Below are 16,516 nucleotides of genomic sequence, written 5' to 3'. Positions count from 1 at the left end.
CTGGGCAAACGATAAACGGTAAACAGCAATCAATAAACCACAAATAGAAGATGGACATACAACAGCTTTTCGACAGATATCTCGCACTTTCGGAAGCCAGACGCAAGGGCTACACAGAGAGTTTGGGGCTTCCCGACCCCGAGGCCACACAAAAAATGGAGTTTGCCGCAGGCACACCGCTCCCTGCTCTACTTGTGTGTATATATAATAAGGTGTCGGGCACACCTCGGCAATGCAAGCGCGAAGATTTCATCGACTTTATTCCAGGCTTTCGCCTACCCCACTTGCGCGAGTGGTCGGCAGCCTACGAAGCGCTGAAATTGGTACATGGCGCAGAGTGGTTGCCCTTGTTGCACGATGGCGAAAGGGGTTATTACGCCATCAACAGGACAACAGACGAGGTGGCAATCACCTTCCTAGACGAGTTCGCCTTTATCGACACCGTGAGCCTTAACTCCGTTAACTTCATGCAAACGCTTGTGGCCAACTACGAACGCAAGGTGTATTCCGTTGACCGCTACGGCCTACTCGACTTCGACGAACGCAGAGAAGGAGAAGTGGCACGCGAGATAAATCCCGACGTGGATTATTGGATGGAAGAATAAGCGGTGGCTAATCGTCTAGTGATCTAGCCCTTCCAGCAGCCTCCAAAACTCCTAGAAGTCATAGCTATCCTTCAAAACCTAGCATCCCTAGAAACCCCATAACCCCTCGTAAAACCTAAAAAACACCTACTCACGCTCATGAAATCAGCCACCCTAAAAGACTCCTATCGCTCTGAAGCCTCATTATTGGCAGCCCAACTCGCGCGCTTAAAGCGCCGTAACCTCTACTTTGTGGCGGGCGAAATCACCTCTTTCATCGCCATGTTGGGCTTCATTGTCCTCGCCACCACCCTTCACAATGCCACGTGGACACTGTGGTTGGCTGCCGTTTGCTTGGCCTTATACGTAATTATCAGGCGATTTGATGTGCAAAACGAAGCTGCAACCACAGCCATCGACCAGTTAAGGCAAGCCTACGAAGACGAGGCGCGTTATCTCGAAGGCGATTTCACCCCCTTCGACGATGGTGCATGCCATGCTGATGCGCACCATCCCTTTGCCCTCGACCTTGACATCTTCGGACGTTCATCGCTTTTTCATCGCCTCAACCGCACTGTTTCAACTGGCGGAAGCCATTCTTTGGCACAGTCACTCACCTGCTTGCCTGGCTCTACGCCACAAGCCAAGGCCGAGGTAGAACAAAAACGCGATGCCATAGACGAACTGGCCACCAAACAAACATGGCGAATGCACTTCATTGCGCAAGGCAAAGGCAAGGCAGGCGGCATAGACAGCGCACGCCTTACACAAGCCATCGCTGCGGCTTCTACTGTAAACATACCACGTTTTGCCACCGCTTTCCTACCCTTCGCCTTGGCTTGTGCCTCCATCGTGGGCTTCTTCGCCTCGGTCTTGCTCGCCATCTTCACGCCTCTTGATGCCAACATCCCCATTTGGTGGGGAATGATTAACTTCTTTGCGGTTATGTTGCTCTGTGCCAAACCTCTGCGTGCGGTAAGCAAAACGGCAAACCTGCTGCACAGCGAACTTACTGCCTGTGTGCAATTGCTTACCCTTATCACGGCCGAAGAGATGCGAGCCGCACTAAACAAACAACTGAAAACCGAACTAGAAGGTGCATTGCACGCCTTCAAACAACTGGAACAAACGGTTGGAAGCCTAGATCGTCGCAGCAACATATTGGGTCTGATGTTTGCCAATGCCCTCTTCCTTAGCGATTTCTTCCTAGTTCGTAAGTTCTTAAAATGGCAAGATAGCAACCTGCAACGCTTTCCGCAGTGGGTAGACAGCTTAAGTCAGATGGACGCCCTCGTATCGTTGGGCACTTTCCGCTACAACCACCCCGAGGCCGTTCAGCCACAAATTGAAGACACGCCCCACATCGTTTACCACGCCACCAACCTTCGCCACCCCTTCTTAGGCACAAAGGCTGTGGGCAACGACCTACAAATTCGGCAAGGCCAATACCACATCGTTACGGGTGCCAACATGGCTGGCAAAAGCACATTTCTTAGGTGCGTGGGCATAAACTACGTGTTGGCCATGGCGGGTCTGCCCGTCTTCGCCAGCGAGATGCGTGTCTCGTGCTTCTGGCTTTTCAGCAGCATGCGCACCACCGACGACCTCACCCATGGCATTTCTTACTTCAACGCCGAACTACTTCGTCTCGAACAGCTTATCGACTATTGCCAACAGCATCCCAACACCTTTATTATTCTCGACGAGATATTAAAGGGAACAAACTCGCTCGACAAGCTCAACGGCTCACGACTGTTTCTACAAACCATGTCGCAGATGCCAGCCAGCGGCATAGTAGCCACCCACGACCTTGAACTTTCTAAGCTAGAAGACGAAGACAGCGCTCGTTTCGCCAACTATTGCTTTGAAATTGAGTTGGGCAACGATGTCACTTACTCGTACCGCATTACGCGCGGTGTGGCCAAAAACCAAAATGCCACGTTCTTATTAAAGAAAATATTGAACCGCTAAGCCATGCCCTTGGCTTACGTCTAACGAGCATTTATAACGCGAAAGCAAAACTCCGAAAACCAACGAAGTGAGCTTTCGCGTTATCATTATTCAGTCCTTCATCCCTTATCGCTTAACTGTAACTTTGTTCCACATCACATGGAACAGTGTTCCAGATAACATGGAAGGATGTTCCAGATAACCTGGAACAGGGTTCCAACTTACATATACCACGACAGGAGTTCTTAAAACGTTTCTTTACACCTCATTCAGCGCATCGTAAACAAGTATGGAAGGCATCACATTACCTGTTTACATGCAAACTTTATAGATAAAAGAGGGACTATATCCAGGCCTTTCTTTAATTATGTTGCAAAGGATTTATTTAACGAAAAGCCGCTTGAACTCATCTTTGGGCAGGATGTAACGAAGGTAGTGTTCGACGTACTTGCGGTTGATGGAGTCGGGCGTGTTCCGCATGCGGCGAACAGTGCGGGGCGACATGTAGTCGTACAAGAGATGATCTTCGTTGGGGTATATGCTGTCTATATACATCAGGTCTTTGTTCCGCTCGTCTATCTTGTCGCCCGAAACAAAGCGGTGAAGGAACACGGGCATGGGATTAGCTTTTGTGCCATAACTCTTGTCGTGCCACTGAATGCGATTGACATACACGCAAAGCACCATGCCATCTTCTAGTTGGCGTTGTTGAACTCCTCCCGTATCATAATGACGCCCCTTATGACCAACAAAGTCTTCAACACCTATAATCCAAATAAATTCGAAAAACTTTTTGTACTTCTCTATAAAGAATATGGATGCACGCATATATATTCTTTCTCCCGTAAATTTATTATACTTTATACCTTTTATATTGAACATTTTACCACCTGATATGTTCAGGTACCTATCCTTCGGCAACGTGACATAAATACTGTCAAAGTTCTGTACGTATGTGTCTACATAAGCAACTGCAGAACGATTACCTTTAAAGTGGTATACTATGGGAATAAGCAATGCGACCAAGATTGGCGCTACAACAAACTTGCCAAGCGCCAACAATCCTTGTCTCTTCAATGAATCTTTACCCTTAAAAATCATTTGCTACTATTTTTGGTTTGGTATCGTCCTCATGAAGAGCAAAAAGTAATTCACCAATCATGCCTTCTGTCATGTAAAACTCATCCTCTTTGTTTTCGCTATCAACCCAAATGCCAAGACCTGCACCAAGTACTCCTACGCCAAACCCTAAAAGAGTTTCAAAGAGTTGCTTGCCCATCTTTCGCGCTATCTTCTCTGTGTTTTCTGCTGCCTTGTTTGCAACCTTGCTTGCTCTTCTAGCTTTTTGTTGAGCTGCGATTTTCCTACCCTTCATCTTACGGTGAGGCTTTTTCTTTCCGTGAGACCTTTTCTTTAGTTTTTCATCACGGCTGGCCGCTTCACCTTCTTTCTTACGACAAGACTCCTTTGCTGCATCCTCTGCTTTCTTGGCCTCATTTAGATCTGAGGGATTACCTTTGGCCTCAGTATATGTACCGCCTTCAAAAGTATTGGGCGACACCTGATGAAGTGCTTCTGCCGTAGCTTCGCCTGCGGCTGTTTCTTCAGCTGTCTCTGCTATTTTACCAGCATAGTCGTATTCAAAGTTCTTGTCCTCGGTAGAATTCTTCATCATCTCATAATGATCTAACTCTACATCCTCTGCTCCTCCATTGTAAGCGAAAAGAATGGATACGGCCAACGATATGGGATTTGCACCACCCGTTAAACCACTGATAATACCTTGTACCCTTTGATTCTCCTTTTCGGTAGAGATGATCTTCTGGTTAGCCGCACTGATATTCTCTGCGGCCAGCTTAGCCAGATCGTCATCAAGAATTACGGTGACAACGCCGCCACGAGGACATAACAGAAAAGAATGTTGGAGCAAGGCAGGCTTACCTTTGACAAAGGTGCCCGTATGCCCCATCTTCCATTGCCCGTCTTTTAAAACGTCACAAAAGTGCTTTACATCATAACCTAGTTTCTCGCCATCTACAAGAAGCGCACTGCCCCACATCACAGCCGAAGTGGCCAGCGCATCGCCAGTGGGTATCATCATTGCTGCCACTGAGGCAAAAATAGTATCGGCCCCACAAGTCATGATTGTAAGCGCAACGCCAGCAATAGCGACAGCCCCAATTGCAAGGCCACAAAGGTAAGAGTCCAAGCCTTCCCACGCCATATAGGGGAGTTTGCAATTAAAACATGCTGATAATTTGCGGGCATCAGTATTCAAAACGGCTAGACCGTCTCCTGATAAGAAACTCCATGGACATGTTTCAATCCCTATTTGTACAGGATAGGGAGATGTCATGTTCGTACAAACTGCGTTTGTTCCATGTCGAAGATACGATATACTCATTATTCGTCTAGTTTTCTGATTTTATATTGTATGGTCATACTCACGTTGTTTAGCACCTCTTCCGTTATGTTACACTCAGCCTCTTGCACGTAACGTTGTTCACCGTTAACCAACGCATGAACGTACAATCGGGCTGCGTATTCGGAGAAGGAGTAATCAACAGAAGGCTTGAAACGGGTGTCGTAGGCTTCGCGTATCTCTTTTTTTCGCTTAGTTTCCTCGTCTATCTCGCCCTTACGCTCGAACAAAACACTGCTAGGCGATTCTTTGATGATACGCGGGGTAACCCTCATGGGCACAGTTATGCCTTGGAAAAGTTGTGACGGCAGCTCTATATCGTAGGGATTGTTATACTCTTCTTTGCCAACAATGTAGCCGCCAAATAGCAGTGTAAAAAACATCTTACTTTTAAGTTCAGCCAAAAGCAGATCTCCATTTGTCATGACTTTTTCAACAGACTGCACGAATTGCATCATGCTGTCTCTTGCAGGTTTCGACTTGAGGAAATCATATTTACTCAGCAGGTCGGTTTTATACTCCTCCCACTTCTCCCGCATCTCGTCTTCGTTTATCACAGTTTCAATTATACCTGTGCCCATGTCTATACCCAACACGGCTTCGCACTTCAGCTTTTCCAAATCGTTCATTAGTTCCAATGGCTTTTCGTAGCTACTCGGGTAGATGTTAGCAAACTGCTCTAGCAGCGTACAACGGGCATTAACCATTCCCTTGTCTATGTTCTCAAACGACTCAAGAAGGTAGTCCGACTTCATTCTTATCGCACATACAGGTTCTTCGTCCACCTTATTTATGATGGTCTGTTCGCAACGGTACTTGTGGGAGATGAACTTAACATGGTCTAGGCCTTTGCAACGTTCACACAGCTCTTCCCAATATGCCTTTTTCATCCAAAATGTCTTTTCCATATCGTGTATTGATTATTCTTATTCTAGTCTGTTTAATGTCTGCATTAGGTAATCGCGCCAAAATCTTCGTATAACAACCGACTTGGCCAAGATGCCCATAGTAGATGTCTGCAAGGGCAAAACTAGTGATTTTATTTTACATTATCAAGAAAACATTAATCAAATTCTTCGCATTAAACATATTTTTCACATTGGTAATGCGACATTAAATTATACACAATAAACATTAATTCAATAGATAAAGCATAAATGAAAAGGATATAAGACGGCCATGCCCGTGGAGTGGGTACATAATAAGTATAAAGACTAGCACCAAAGCATGTTATAAAACAACTCGCTGAAAGCGTATCATACCTCATATATTATGCTATAGCCTACAAATGCCTGCTTAAACAAATCTATAGAAGTTACCTGTTTGTATTTACCTAATCATTATCGGCCGTATTTTTGCAAAACATCAATAACAAATCTAAAAATACTTAATTTCGTGTTTCTGATTCTAAAAAAATGCACTAACTTTGCCATGTAAGCAACTAAAAACCGCCTTGACATGAAAAAAATTGTTACGATATTGATGCTCTTTTGCCTTGTCGCTGTTGTCGGTAAGGCACAAAAAGCACGCGTGGCTTGCGGCGACGAACGCACGAATGCGTATCTGCCCGCACTGAAAGACAAGCGAGTGGCATTGTTCGCCAATCATACGGCCGTGGTGAAAGGCAAGCATATCTTAGACTTGCTTATTGATAATAACGTGAATGTGGTGGGCGTTTTTGCGCCCGAACATGGGTTCAGGGGAACAGCCGACGCAGGCGAACATGTGAAAAACTCAACCGATAAGAAAACGGGCGTGCCCATTTTTTCGCTCTATAACGGAAAAGACGGTACGCCTAACATTAAAGTATTGAAGGAAACAGACGTACTGGTGGTTGACATTCAGGACGTAGGACTGAGGTTCTACACCTATTATATATCCATGTTGCAATTGATGAACGCCTGCGCAAAGACTAAAACCACGATGATGATATTGGATAGGCCCAACCCAAACGGCTGCTATGTAGACGGTCCGGTGCTAGATATGAAGTACAAGTCGGGTGTTGGTGCTTTGCCCATTCCTGTTGTTCACGGCCTAACGTTGGCCGAAATGGCGAGCATGATAAATGGCGAAGGCTGGTTGGAAGGTGGTGAGCCATGCCAACTCAACATCATTGCATGCCGCAACTATACGCATTCCACGCGCTACAAGCTGCCTATCGCGCCCTCGCCAAACCTACCTAACATGCAGGCCATATACCTTTATCCTTCTATTTGCCTGTTCGAAGGCACGGTTGTAAGCCTTGGACGCGGCACCAGCCTGCCGTTTCAGCAGTACGGACACCCCCAAATGGTGGGCTATAAATATGGCTTTATACCCCGAAGTGTTGCCGGCGCGAAAAATCCGCCACAGCTAAACCAGCTGTGTTTTGGTGTAAATTTAAGCCGCAAACCTCAAGAAGAGATTATCAAACGGGGCTTCGACCTTACGTATGTCATCGACGCATACCGCAACTTAAATATCGGCGAGCGCTTTTTCACACCCTTCTTCACCAAGCTGGTGGGCGTAGACTATGTGCAAAAGATGATCATGGAAGGTCGCTCTAACGAAGAAATACGCGCCGTTTGGCAACCCGAACTCGAGAAATATAAGGAGATGCGGCGCAAGTATCTTATATATAAGGAGGAAGAAGTAAGTAGTAAAGGAATAAGTAGTAAAGGAGGAAAGAGTAAAAGGAGTAAAGGAGGAAGGAGTAAAAGAGTAAAGAGGTAAGGAATTAAGCCAATAGCTCGCGACTCTTTAACTTGGAACTCATCAACTTGTAAAGCCTGTCAACCCGTAAACTTGTCAACTCGTCAACTATATTTAAACCAACAAGATATGACCCCAATTGCAATCCTAGCAACCGTTTTAGCCTATTTCGCCGTTTTGTTCCTTGTCTCGAGCATCGCCCGACGCAATGTGGATAATGCCGCTTTCTTCACTGGCAGTCGCCAAAGCAAGTGGTACATGGTGGCATTTGCCATGATTGGGGCCAGCATCTCAGGCGTAACGTACGTTTCTGTACCAGGTATGGTGTCGCAAAGTGGCTTTGGCTACCTGCAATTGGTATTGGGATTTATCGCTGGTCAGCTTATCGTGGCCTTCGTTCTCACACCATTATTCTATCGTTTGCAGCTCACTTCGGTTTACGAATACCTGCGTAACCGTTTCGGACAGCAAGCTTACCACACGGGAGCATGGTTCTTCTTCATCTCGAAGATGCTTGGAGCGGCCGTTCGTCTTTTCCTCGTATGCTTCACTTTACAGCTTCTGGCTTTCGGTCCATTGGGCATCCCCTTCTGGGTTAACGTGGCCTTATCGGTGGGTTGCGTGTGGTTTTACACCCATAAGGGTGGCGTTAAGTCGGTAATTTGGGCCGACCTGATAAAGACCACCTGTCTTATCGTATCGGTGGCATTGTGCATTTGGTTTATCGCGGACGACTTACAGCTGTCGTTTGGCGGCGTGGTGAGTCACATTAGCCAAAGCGACATGAGCCGCATGTTCTTCTTCGACGACGTTAACAACAAGCAATTCTTCTTCAAGCAGTTCTTTGCCGGTATCTTCACCACCATTGCCATGACTGGGCTAGACCAAGATATGATGCAGCGCAACCTAAGTTGTCGCAACAGTCGTGAATCTCAAAAGAACATGGTGATTAGCATTCTGCTGCAATTCATCGTGGTTGCGGCCTTCCTGATGTTAGGTGTGCTGCTCTACGAAGAGGCTGCACGCCACGGCGTAACGGCTACAGGCGACCAGCTTTTCCCCACCATCGCCACAGGAGGCTTGCTTCCGGGCGTTGTTGGCGTGCTGTTCATCGTTGGTTTGTCAGCTTCAGCCTATAATGCAGCAGGCTCGGCGCTCACCGCACTCACCACTTCGTTCACCGTAGACATACTCGGGGCAGGCAAACGCAGCGAAAGCGAAGTTACCCGAATGCGCAAACGCGTGCACATAGGCATGGCCGTGGTGATGGGCTTGTCTATTATCGTGTTCAATGTGCTGAACAACACCAGCGTGGTAGATGCCGTTTACACCCTAGCCAGCTACACTTACGGACCAATATTGGGCCTCTTCGCCTTTGGCATATTGGTAAAGCGACCTGTGCGCGACCGTTGGATACCCCTCGTGGCCTTGGCTTCGCCCCTGCTCTGTTGGGTACTAGACCGCCATTCAGAGGCTTGGTTCAACGGCTATCATTTCAGTTACGAGTTGCTTATACTCAACGCCCTGTTCACCTTCGTGGGTCTTTGCCTACTCATCAAACGAGGCGAAACCGCTCAAAAAATATAGCAAAAGATGGTTAGGAGCAACTGTCAACAGCATTGGTTCCATCAATTCCATCAGCCACATCAGTTCCATCAAGTCACATCAGAAAGGAGATAAAGATGTTTAGACGCAACATATCAATCGTAGCCCTTTGCCTTGCTGCCCTCTCTACATGGGCGCAGCAGGTAGCTCCAACAACCTTCGCACCCCGCTGCGACCAGCCGTTGGTAACCAACATGTCGGTTCCCACTACCCCCACGCAGGGACTTACGGGCAGACATATCGCCGTTTGGCATAGTCACGGCCGATATTACGAGCGCACACAAGACCGCTGGGAGTGGCAGCGCGCACGTCTATTGCAAACCGTAGAAGACCTCTACACGCAGAGTTACGTGCTGCCTTTCCTCGTACCCATGCTCGAAAATGCGGGCGCAAACGTGCTTGTGCCGCGCGAAAGAGATTGGAATACGAATGAAGTGGTGGTAGACAACGATGCCAACACACTGTCGCCACACACCATATATAAAGAGCGCAACGGCCAACAGGCATGGCAACAGGGACAGGGCGAAGGCTTTGCCTACCGTCATAAGGTGTACACCAACTTTCAAAATCCCTTCCGCGATGGTACGTTTCGCACCGTGCAATCGATAAAGAAGGGGCAAGAGAGCCTTGCCGAATGGGTGCCCAACGTGCCAAAGACAGGCGAATATGCCGTTTATGTATCGTATAAAACCGTGCCTGGAAGCACCGCCACGGCCCATTACACGGTGCATCACCAAGGTGGGGAAAGTCATTTCCGCGTGAACCAACAGATGGGTGGCGGAACATGGATTTACCTCGGCAAGTTTGTTTTTGACGAGAAAGCAGGCCAACAGCATCGTGTTAGCCTAAGCAACAACACGGGAAAAGTGGGCGAAATCGTGACGGCCGACGGTGTGAAGTTTGGCGGTGGCATGGGTAATATCGGTAGGCCCGACATTAGCGGCTATCCTCGCTTCACCGAGGCAGCACGCTATTGGCTGCAATGGGCTGGCGTGCCAGACAGTGTTTACTCTGCTTCGCATGGCGAAAACGACTACACCGACGACTATAAAAGTCGTGGAATGTGGGTCAACTGGCTTGCAGGCGGATCAGAATGTTACCCCGATGGACAGGGACTTAACGTGCCCATCGACCTTTCTTTAGCCTTCCACAGCGATGCCGGAACCACCAAAGACGACCGCACTATCGGTACATTGGGCATCTATTACAGCCAATCTTACGACAGCGTGTTTGCCAATGGTGCCTCACGACATCTCTGCAAAGACCTTACCGAGAGCGTACAAAACAGCATATTAAACGACATTCGCGCACTATACGAACCCCTTTGGAACAGTCGTGGCAGTCGCGACGCCTCGTATTTCGAAGCTCGCACCCCCCGCGTTCCCGCTATGTTGCTCGAATTACTTTCGCATCAAAACTTCGCCGACATGCGTTATGGCCTCGACCCACGCTTCCGTTTCACCGTAAGTAGGGCCATTTACAAGGGCATGTTACGCTTTATCTGCGCCCAAAGGGGACAAACACCCGTGGTAGCACCACTGCCCGTAGACCATCTTTCGGCATCGCTTAAAGGCACCGATCAGGTGGAACTGACGTGGAAAGCCGTGGCCGACACACTCGAACCATCGGCCATGCCCGACCGATACATCGTTTATACACGTCTGGGCAACGGCGCATTCGACAACGGCAAGGTGGTAAAACGCAACCGCTATGTGGCTCGCATACCCTCCGACGTGGTGTGCAGCTTCCGCGTTGAGGCGGTGAACAAGGGCGGAAAGAGCTTCCCCTCCGAAACAATGGCTGTGGCACGATGCTCGGCCAGCATGGGTAAAAAGGCCTTGGTGGTAAATGGTTTCGACCGCGTTTCTGCCCCAGCCGACTTCGTTGCGCCTGCTCCTGCCGACACTTTGTATGCCGGTTTCCTAGATAACATCGACCACGGCGTGCCTTATCTGCAAGACATCAGCTACACAGGAAGCCAAAAAGAGTTTAACCGAAGCCTGCCTTGGCTCGACGACGACTCGGGTGGATATGGCGATAGCTATGGAAACGAAGAGACAAAGGTGATTGCTGGAAACACGTTCGACTATCCCGCACTACACGGCGAGGCCATATTGAAGGCGGGTTTGAGCTTTGAATCGTGTGCCAACGAGTGCCTCGACAAGGCGAAAGACGGATACGCCTTTGTTGATTACATACTAGGTAAGCAATGCCAAACCAAGATGGGGCGTGGCAATGTACACCCCTTGATGTTTAAGACCTTCGATGCGAAGGTACAAAAAGCATTGGCAGAGTATGCCCAACGTGGCGTTCACCTGTTTGTTTCGGGTGCATACGTAGCTAGCGACCTTTGGTGCAACCCCTTGGCTAAGCCCTTAGAGAGCGACCAACGTTTTGCTGCCGAGGTGCTGAAATATAAGTGGCGCAACTCGCGAGCAGCCCTCACGGGAAGTGTTCGCATGGTGCGCTCGCCGCTAGAGCTGGGTGTGGGCGAGATGAACTACGCCAACACACTGAACTCGGAACAATATATCGTGGAGTCGCCTGATGCCCTCGAGGCCGCCGACTCAACGGGATATACCGTGATGCGCTATCCCGAGAACAACCTCAGTGCAGCCGTTGCCTCGCAAGGCAGCTACAAAACGTTCGTCATGGGCTTCCCCTTCGAGAGCATCACACAGGCCTTCTGTCGCGAGAAACTGATGAAAACCATCGTCGATTTCTTTATGCGCCAGCCCCACGAAGACATTACGCACGACTCGAAACAGGATGAAAGAAAGGCCAGACACATCACTTCGTTTACCGGAGAAGAGAAAAAGGTGAAAAAGTGAAAAGGTGAAAAAATGGCTAACGCCGTTAAGGCATTTGGCTTAACTCCTAAAACTGAAAGGGTGAAAAAAGGGCTAACGCCACCAAAGCATTTGGCTTAACTCCTTAACTCCATAACTTCTTAACTCCTTCTCCCTAACTCCCAACATAACTCGTAAACTAATAAATAACAACGATATGAAGAAAATAACTTGTTTCGTACCTTATATAGACGAGGCTCAGGCTGGTAAAACACTGTCGGCCTTGCGTGCTTCACAGTTGGTAGACAAGGTTGTTTGCCTTGACCAACCTGTGTTTAAGTCGGAAACCATCCGTCGAATAGCCGCCGAGAGCAATGCCGATTATGCCTTGGTTTATACCAAGAGCACCACGCTAGAACTGGGATACATGGCCTTAGAACGCCTTTTGCAGATTGCACAAGACACCGAAGCAGGCCTAGTTTACGCCGATCATTACCAAGTAAAGGGTAACGAACAGGTTAAAGCGCCCGTTATCGACTATCAAAAGGGTTCGTTAAGAGATGATTTCGACTTTGGTTCGGTGCTCTTCTTCAATGCTGCCGCCCTCAAAGAAAGCGTGCAACGCATGACAGACAGCTACCAACACGCTGGTCTTTACGACCTACGGTTGAAGCTCAGTCAACGCTACTCGCTGGTACACGCCAACGAATACCTGTACAGCGAGGTAGAGGAAGACAACAGAAAGAGCGGCGAAAAGCAGTTTGATTATGTTGACCCACGCAACCGCGACCGCCAAATTGAGATGGAAAAGGCATGCACTCAACACCTGAAAGAGATTGGTGGATACCTCGAACCCCACTTCAAAGACATCGATTTCAACCAAGGTGAGTTCGAAGTGGAGGCATCGGTAATTATCCCCGTTCGTAATAGGGTGGCTACTGTTGGTGCCGCCATCGAGTCGGTATTGAAACAACAGACCAAGTTTAAGTTCAACCTCATCGTCATCGACAATCATAGCACCGACGGAACAACCGAAGCCATCGACGCATTTAAAGCCGACGGGCGCGTGGTGCACCTTGTTCCCGAACGCAACGACCTTGGCATTGGCGGATGTTGGAACTATGGCGTGAACTCCACTCACTGTGGAAAGTTCGCCGTTCAGCTAGACAGCGACGACCTATATAAGGACGAACATACGTTGCAAACCATCGTCGACGCCTTCTATGAGCAAAAGTGCGCCATGGTAATCGGTTCGTATATGATGACCGACTTCGACCTGAACGAACTTCCCCCTGGCGTTATCGACCACAAAGAGTGGACGCCCGACAACGGCCGAAACAACGCCTTACGCATCAACGGACTGGGTGCGCCCCGCGCTTTCTATACTCCTGTGTTGCGAGCTATTGGCTTACCCAACACCAGTTATGGTGAAGACTACGCCATGGGACTAAACATTTCGCGCCATTATCAAATTGGACGCATCTACGATGTACTTTACCTGTGTCGCCGTTGGGGTGGAAACTCCGATGCTGCACTGAGCATCGAAAAGGTAAACGCCAACAACCTGTACAAGGATAGGATAAGAACGTGGGAGTTGGAAGCACGTATTGCGGCCAACAAACAACGCTAAAAAAGACAATAATAGGTACTAAGATAAAAAGAATGACAGGAAAACATCCTTGCATTAATCCGCCTGCCGTCTTCAAAAAGAGGGCAGGACGGATGGCAAGGTAAAAGATGCGGTCGGCAAATTAAGTGCCTAATCACAAGCCTGATCTTTCAAATCGCAAGTACCAACACATCTCGACGCAATCGAAAATTTGCGTAAACAAAGTAGCGAAAGCAACATAACGAAGCAATATCAGCAAAATGAAGAATGTAACAAAGAACATAAACCCATGGCTATGGATACCCACGCTCTACTTTGCAGAAGGTATTCCTTACTTCATAGTCAACAATATCTCGGTGATTTTGTTTACTCGCATGGGTGTGCCCAATGGCGAGATGGCCCTCTTCACCAGTCTTATTTACTTCCCTTGGGTAATTAAGCCCCTGTGGAGTCCCTTTGTAGACATCCTACGCACTAAACGTTGGTGGATTGTCATGATGCAAATCGTGATGAGTATAGCCTTCATCTTGCTCACGTTCTCCATCCCGCATCCCTCGCCCGATGTTATTTCGGCTACCGCTACACCTGTTAGCCTCTTCACTTTCACGCTGATACTCTTCGTGATAACCGCCTTTGCCTCGGCCACACACGACATAGCGGCCGACGGTTTCTACATGCTTGCCCTCAACCAACAGCAACAATCGTTCTTCGTTGGCATTCGAAGCACCTTCTATCGACTATCGTCCATCTTCGGACAAGGCGTATTGGTGTACGTTGCAGGCGTGTTAGAAACCCGAACGGGCAACATTCCATGGGCTTGGACCATCACTATGGCCATCACGGCCGTGATGTTTAGCGGCATCACCATCTATCACACGTTCTTTGTTCCGCGTGCCAAAGAAGACGCAGAGAAAGATGCTGAGAACCCTACGAACAAGGAAACGCAGAAACGAAGCACAGCCGAAGAAATATTCGACGAGTTCGCACGCACGTTCAGTCTTTACTTCAAGAAGCCTGGTGTGTTGCTGGCCATCGTCTTCATGCTACTCTATCGCTTGCCCGAAGCATTCTTACTCAAGATGGTTAGCCCCTTCTTGCTAGACAAGCGGATTAATGGCGGACTGGCATTAAGTACCGAAGACGTTGGCTTTGTTTATGGAACCATTGGCGTTATCTTCCTCACCGTGGGCGGTATTATTGGTGGTATGGCCGCTTCTCGTTGGGGATTGAAGAAGAGTCTTTGGCCAATGGCTGCCTGCATGACGCTGCCTTGCTTCACCTTTGTGTACCTAAGCATGGCCATGCCCACCAGTTTGGTGGTTATTAGCATTTGTGTAGCCATCGAACAGTTTGGCTATGGATTCGGCTTCACAGCCTACATGCTCTACATGATGTACTTCGCAGAAGGCGAATTTAAGACTGCCCACTATGCCATCTGCACCGCTTTCATGGCTGCAAGTATGATGATACCGGGCATGGTGGCGGGCTATCTGCAAGAGCTATTGGGCTACGAACACTTCTTTTGGATGGTTATCATCTGCTGTATTGCCACGGTGGGCGTTACGCTAACGATCAAAGTAGACCCCGAATACGGACGTAAACGCATAACGAAAAATGAAAAATAAAGCCCTCCTTACCATCGCCCTAGCACTCGCAGCTATGCTTGCCCCCACCCAAACGTGGGCAAAGAAAACGGTGCTAACGGGTATCGACGTGCTTACGCAGCAGAAATTCAAATGCTTGCAGGGCAAACGCGTGGGATTGATAACCAACCCCACAGGCGTAAACGCCAACCTCGTGTCTACCGTCGATGTGCTGAAAGCGGCCCCTGGCGTAAACCTCGTGGCCCTGTATGGTCCTGAGCACGGCGTGCGTGGCGACATCCATGCGGGCGATAAGGTAGAAACGGCGCGCGATGCAAAAACTGGATTGCCCGTGTTTTCGCTCTACGGCAAAACACGGAAACCAACACCCGAGATGCTAAAAGACGTTGACGTGCTGGTGTACGACATCCAAGACATCGGTTGCCGTTCGTTTACCTTCATCAGCACGATGGGTCTGGCCATGGAAGCAGCGGCCGAAAACGATAAGGAATTTGTGGTATTGGACCGTCCAAACCCACTTGGCGGACTGAAAATAGAGGGAAATATCACCGACGACGACTGCATATCGTTCGTCAGTCAGTTTAAGATACCTTATATATATGGACTAACTTGTGGCGAATTGGCACGTATGCTCAACGATGAAGGCATGCTCAAAGGTGGCGTTCGCTGCAAACTGACGGTGGTAAAGATGAAAAACTGGAAGCGAACGATGGGCTATGCCGACACGGGTTTGCAATGGATTGCCTCGTCGCCGCATATCCCACAGGCCGTTACCTCCTATTACTACCCCACCAGTGGTATCCTTGGCGAACTGGGTTATGTGTCCATCGGCGTGGGATATACCATCCCTTTCCAAATGTTTGCAGCACCTTGGATAGATGCCGTGCAGCTTGCCGATGCCATGAACGCCCATCAACTTCCCGGCGTAACCTTCCGCCCCATCTACCTCAAGCCCTTTTACAGCGTGGGTAAGGGCGAACTGTTGCAGGGCGTGCAGATGCACATCGCCGACTTCCAACGCGTTGAACTAACGCCCATGCAGTTTGTTTTCATCGAAGAAGTGGCGCACCTTTACCCCAAACATGCTGTTCTGGCGAACGCCGATGCCAAGCGCTTCGACATGTTCGACAAGGTGTCGGGATCTAAACAAGTGCGCATCAAGATGGCCATGCACAACCGTTGGGCCGACCTCAAACCTTTCTGGGATAAGGATGTGGCCCAATTCCGCACGCTTTCAAAGAAATATTATCTTTATAAATAAC

The 16,516-nt window shown here is 48.7% G+C and carries 11 protein-coding genes; 8 read left to right on the top strand and 3 right to left on the bottom strand.

What is annotated here, in order from left to right:
- Window positions 1-50 precede the first annotated feature (50 nt).
- Together F453_RS0104530 and F453_RS0104525 are read left to right on the top strand one after the other, a co-directional pair.
- Entirely contained in the window at window positions 51-605 is a 555-nt protein-coding gene (locus F453_RS0104530) for a hypothetical protein (protein ID WP_018966946.1), read from the top strand.
- A 138-nt stretch (window positions 606-743) separates the two neighbouring features.
- Window positions 744-2,555, top strand: coding sequence for a MutS-related protein (locus F453_RS0104525; protein WP_018966945.1), 1,812 nt, complete (start codon window positions 744-746; stop codon window positions 2,553-2,555).
- A gap of 360 nt (window positions 2,556-2,915) precedes the next feature.
- Here F453_RS0104525 and F453_RS15645 read toward each other — a convergent pair whose 3' ends face one another.
- From F453_RS15645 to F453_RS0104510, 3 genes are read right to left on the bottom strand one after another with little or no spacing between them, the layout of a single operon-like run.
- The gene (locus tag F453_RS15645; protein WP_018966944.1) at window positions 2,916-3,635 is read right to left on the bottom strand and encodes a DUF8188 family protein; all 720 of its coding nucleotides are present in this window, start codon (window positions 3,633-3,635) and stop codon (window positions 2,916-2,918) included.
- Window positions 3,625-4,890, bottom strand: a complete 1,266-nt coding sequence (locus F453_RS14675; protein WP_148295792.1) for a hypothetical protein — start codon at window positions 4,888-4,890, stop codon at window positions 3,625-3,627. Before F453_RS14675 ends, F453_RS15645 begins: the two co-directional genes overlap by 11 nt.
- Window positions 4,891-4,937: 47 nt before the next feature.
- Window positions 4,938-5,864 carry a hypothetical protein gene (locus F453_RS0104510; protein ID WP_018966942.1) on the bottom strand — a complete coding sequence of 309 codons (927 nt, stop codon included), beginning with the start codon at window positions 5,862-5,864 and terminating at the stop codon, window positions 4,938-4,940.
- 550 nt (window positions 5,865-6,414) lie between these two features.
- On the opposite strand from F453_RS0104510, the gene F453_RS0104505 reads away from it, so the two are divergent.
- From F453_RS0104505 to F453_RS0104480, 6 genes are all read left to right on the top strand, one after another.
- On the top strand, window positions 6,415-7,668 hold the full coding sequence (locus tag F453_RS0104505; RefSeq protein ID WP_018966941.1) for an exo-beta-N-acetylmuramidase NamZ family protein: 1,254 nt from the start codon (window positions 6,415-6,417) through the stop codon (window positions 7,666-7,668).
- 108 nt (window positions 7,669-7,776) lie between these two features.
- The gene (locus tag F453_RS0104500; RefSeq protein ID WP_018966940.1) at window positions 7,777-9,234 is read left to right on the top strand and encodes a sodium:solute symporter; all 1,458 of its coding nucleotides are present in this window, start codon (window positions 7,777-7,779) and stop codon (window positions 9,232-9,234) included.
- 95 nt (window positions 9,235-9,329) lie between these two features.
- Complete coding sequence (locus F453_RS0104495) at window positions 9,330-12,083, top strand: golvesin C-terminal-like domain-containing protein (protein WP_026292453.1); 2,754 nt, start codon at window positions 9,330-9,332, stop codon at window positions 12,081-12,083.
- Window positions 12,084-12,258: 175 nt separating this feature from the next.
- On the top strand, window positions 12,259-13,671 hold the full coding sequence (locus F453_RS0104490) for a glycosyltransferase family 2 protein (RefSeq protein WP_018966938.1): 1,413 nt from the start codon (window positions 12,259-12,261) through the stop codon (window positions 13,669-13,671).
- Between the two features lie 239 nt (window positions 13,672-13,910).
- Window positions 13,911-15,275 carry an MFS transporter gene (locus F453_RS0104485; protein WP_018966937.1) on the top strand — a complete coding sequence of 455 codons (1,365 nt, stop codon included), beginning with the start codon at window positions 13,911-13,913 and terminating at the stop codon, window positions 15,273-15,275.
- Complete coding sequence (locus F453_RS0104480) at window positions 15,265-16,515, top strand: exo-beta-N-acetylmuramidase NamZ family protein (protein ID WP_018966936.1); 1,251 nt, start codon at window positions 15,265-15,267, stop codon at window positions 16,513-16,515. The genes F453_RS0104485 and F453_RS0104480 overlap by 11 nt, the downstream gene beginning before the upstream one ends.
- The last annotated feature ends 1 nt before the right edge of the window (window position 16,516 follow it).

Source organism: Hoylesella loescheii DSM 19665 = JCM 12249 = ATCC 15930, from assembly GCF_000378085.1.
GTDB lineage: Bacteria > Bacteroidota > Bacteroidia > Bacteroidales > Bacteroidaceae > Prevotella > Prevotella loescheii.
This window is presented reverse-complemented; position numbering and strand designations above follow the sequence as displayed.

Coding starts and splice junctions, on each gene's coding strand:
- F453_RS0104495 (WP_026292453.1), top strand. CDS start 9,330: ATGTTTAGACGCAACATATCAATCGTAGCCCTTTGCCTTGCTGCCCTC.
- F453_RS0104485 (WP_018966937.1), top strand. CDS start 13,911: ATGAAGAATGTAACAAAGAACATAAACCCATGGCTATGGATACCCACG.
- F453_RS0104525 (WP_018966945.1), top strand. CDS start 744: ATGAAATCAGCCACCCTAAAAGACTCCTATCGCTCTGAAGCCTCATTA.
- F453_RS0104510 (WP_018966942.1), bottom strand. CDS start 5,864: ATGGAAAAGACATTTTGGATGAAAAAGGCATATTGGGAAGAGCTGTGT.
- F453_RS15645 (WP_018966944.1), bottom strand. CDS start 3,635: ATGATTTTTAAGGGTAAAGATTCATTGAAGAGACAAGGATTGTTGGCG.
- F453_RS0104480 (WP_018966936.1), top strand. CDS start 15,265: ATGAAAAATAAAGCCCTCCTTACCATCGCCCTAGCACTCGCAGCTATG.
- F453_RS14675 (WP_148295792.1), bottom strand. CDS start 4,890: ATGACATCTCCCTATCCTGTACAAATAGGGATTGAAACATGTCCATGG.
- F453_RS0104490 (WP_018966938.1), top strand. CDS start 12,259: ATGAAGAAAATAACTTGTTTCGTACCTTATATAGACGAGGCTCAGGCT.
- F453_RS0104505 (WP_018966941.1), top strand. CDS start 6,415: ATGAAAAAAATTGTTACGATATTGATGCTCTTTTGCCTTGTCGCTGTT.
- F453_RS0104530 (WP_018966946.1), top strand. CDS start 51: ATGGACATACAACAGCTTTTCGACAGATATCTCGCACTTTCGGAAGCC.
- F453_RS0104500 (WP_018966940.1), top strand. CDS start 7,777: ATGACCCCAATTGCAATCCTAGCAACCGTTTTAGCCTATTTCGCCGTT.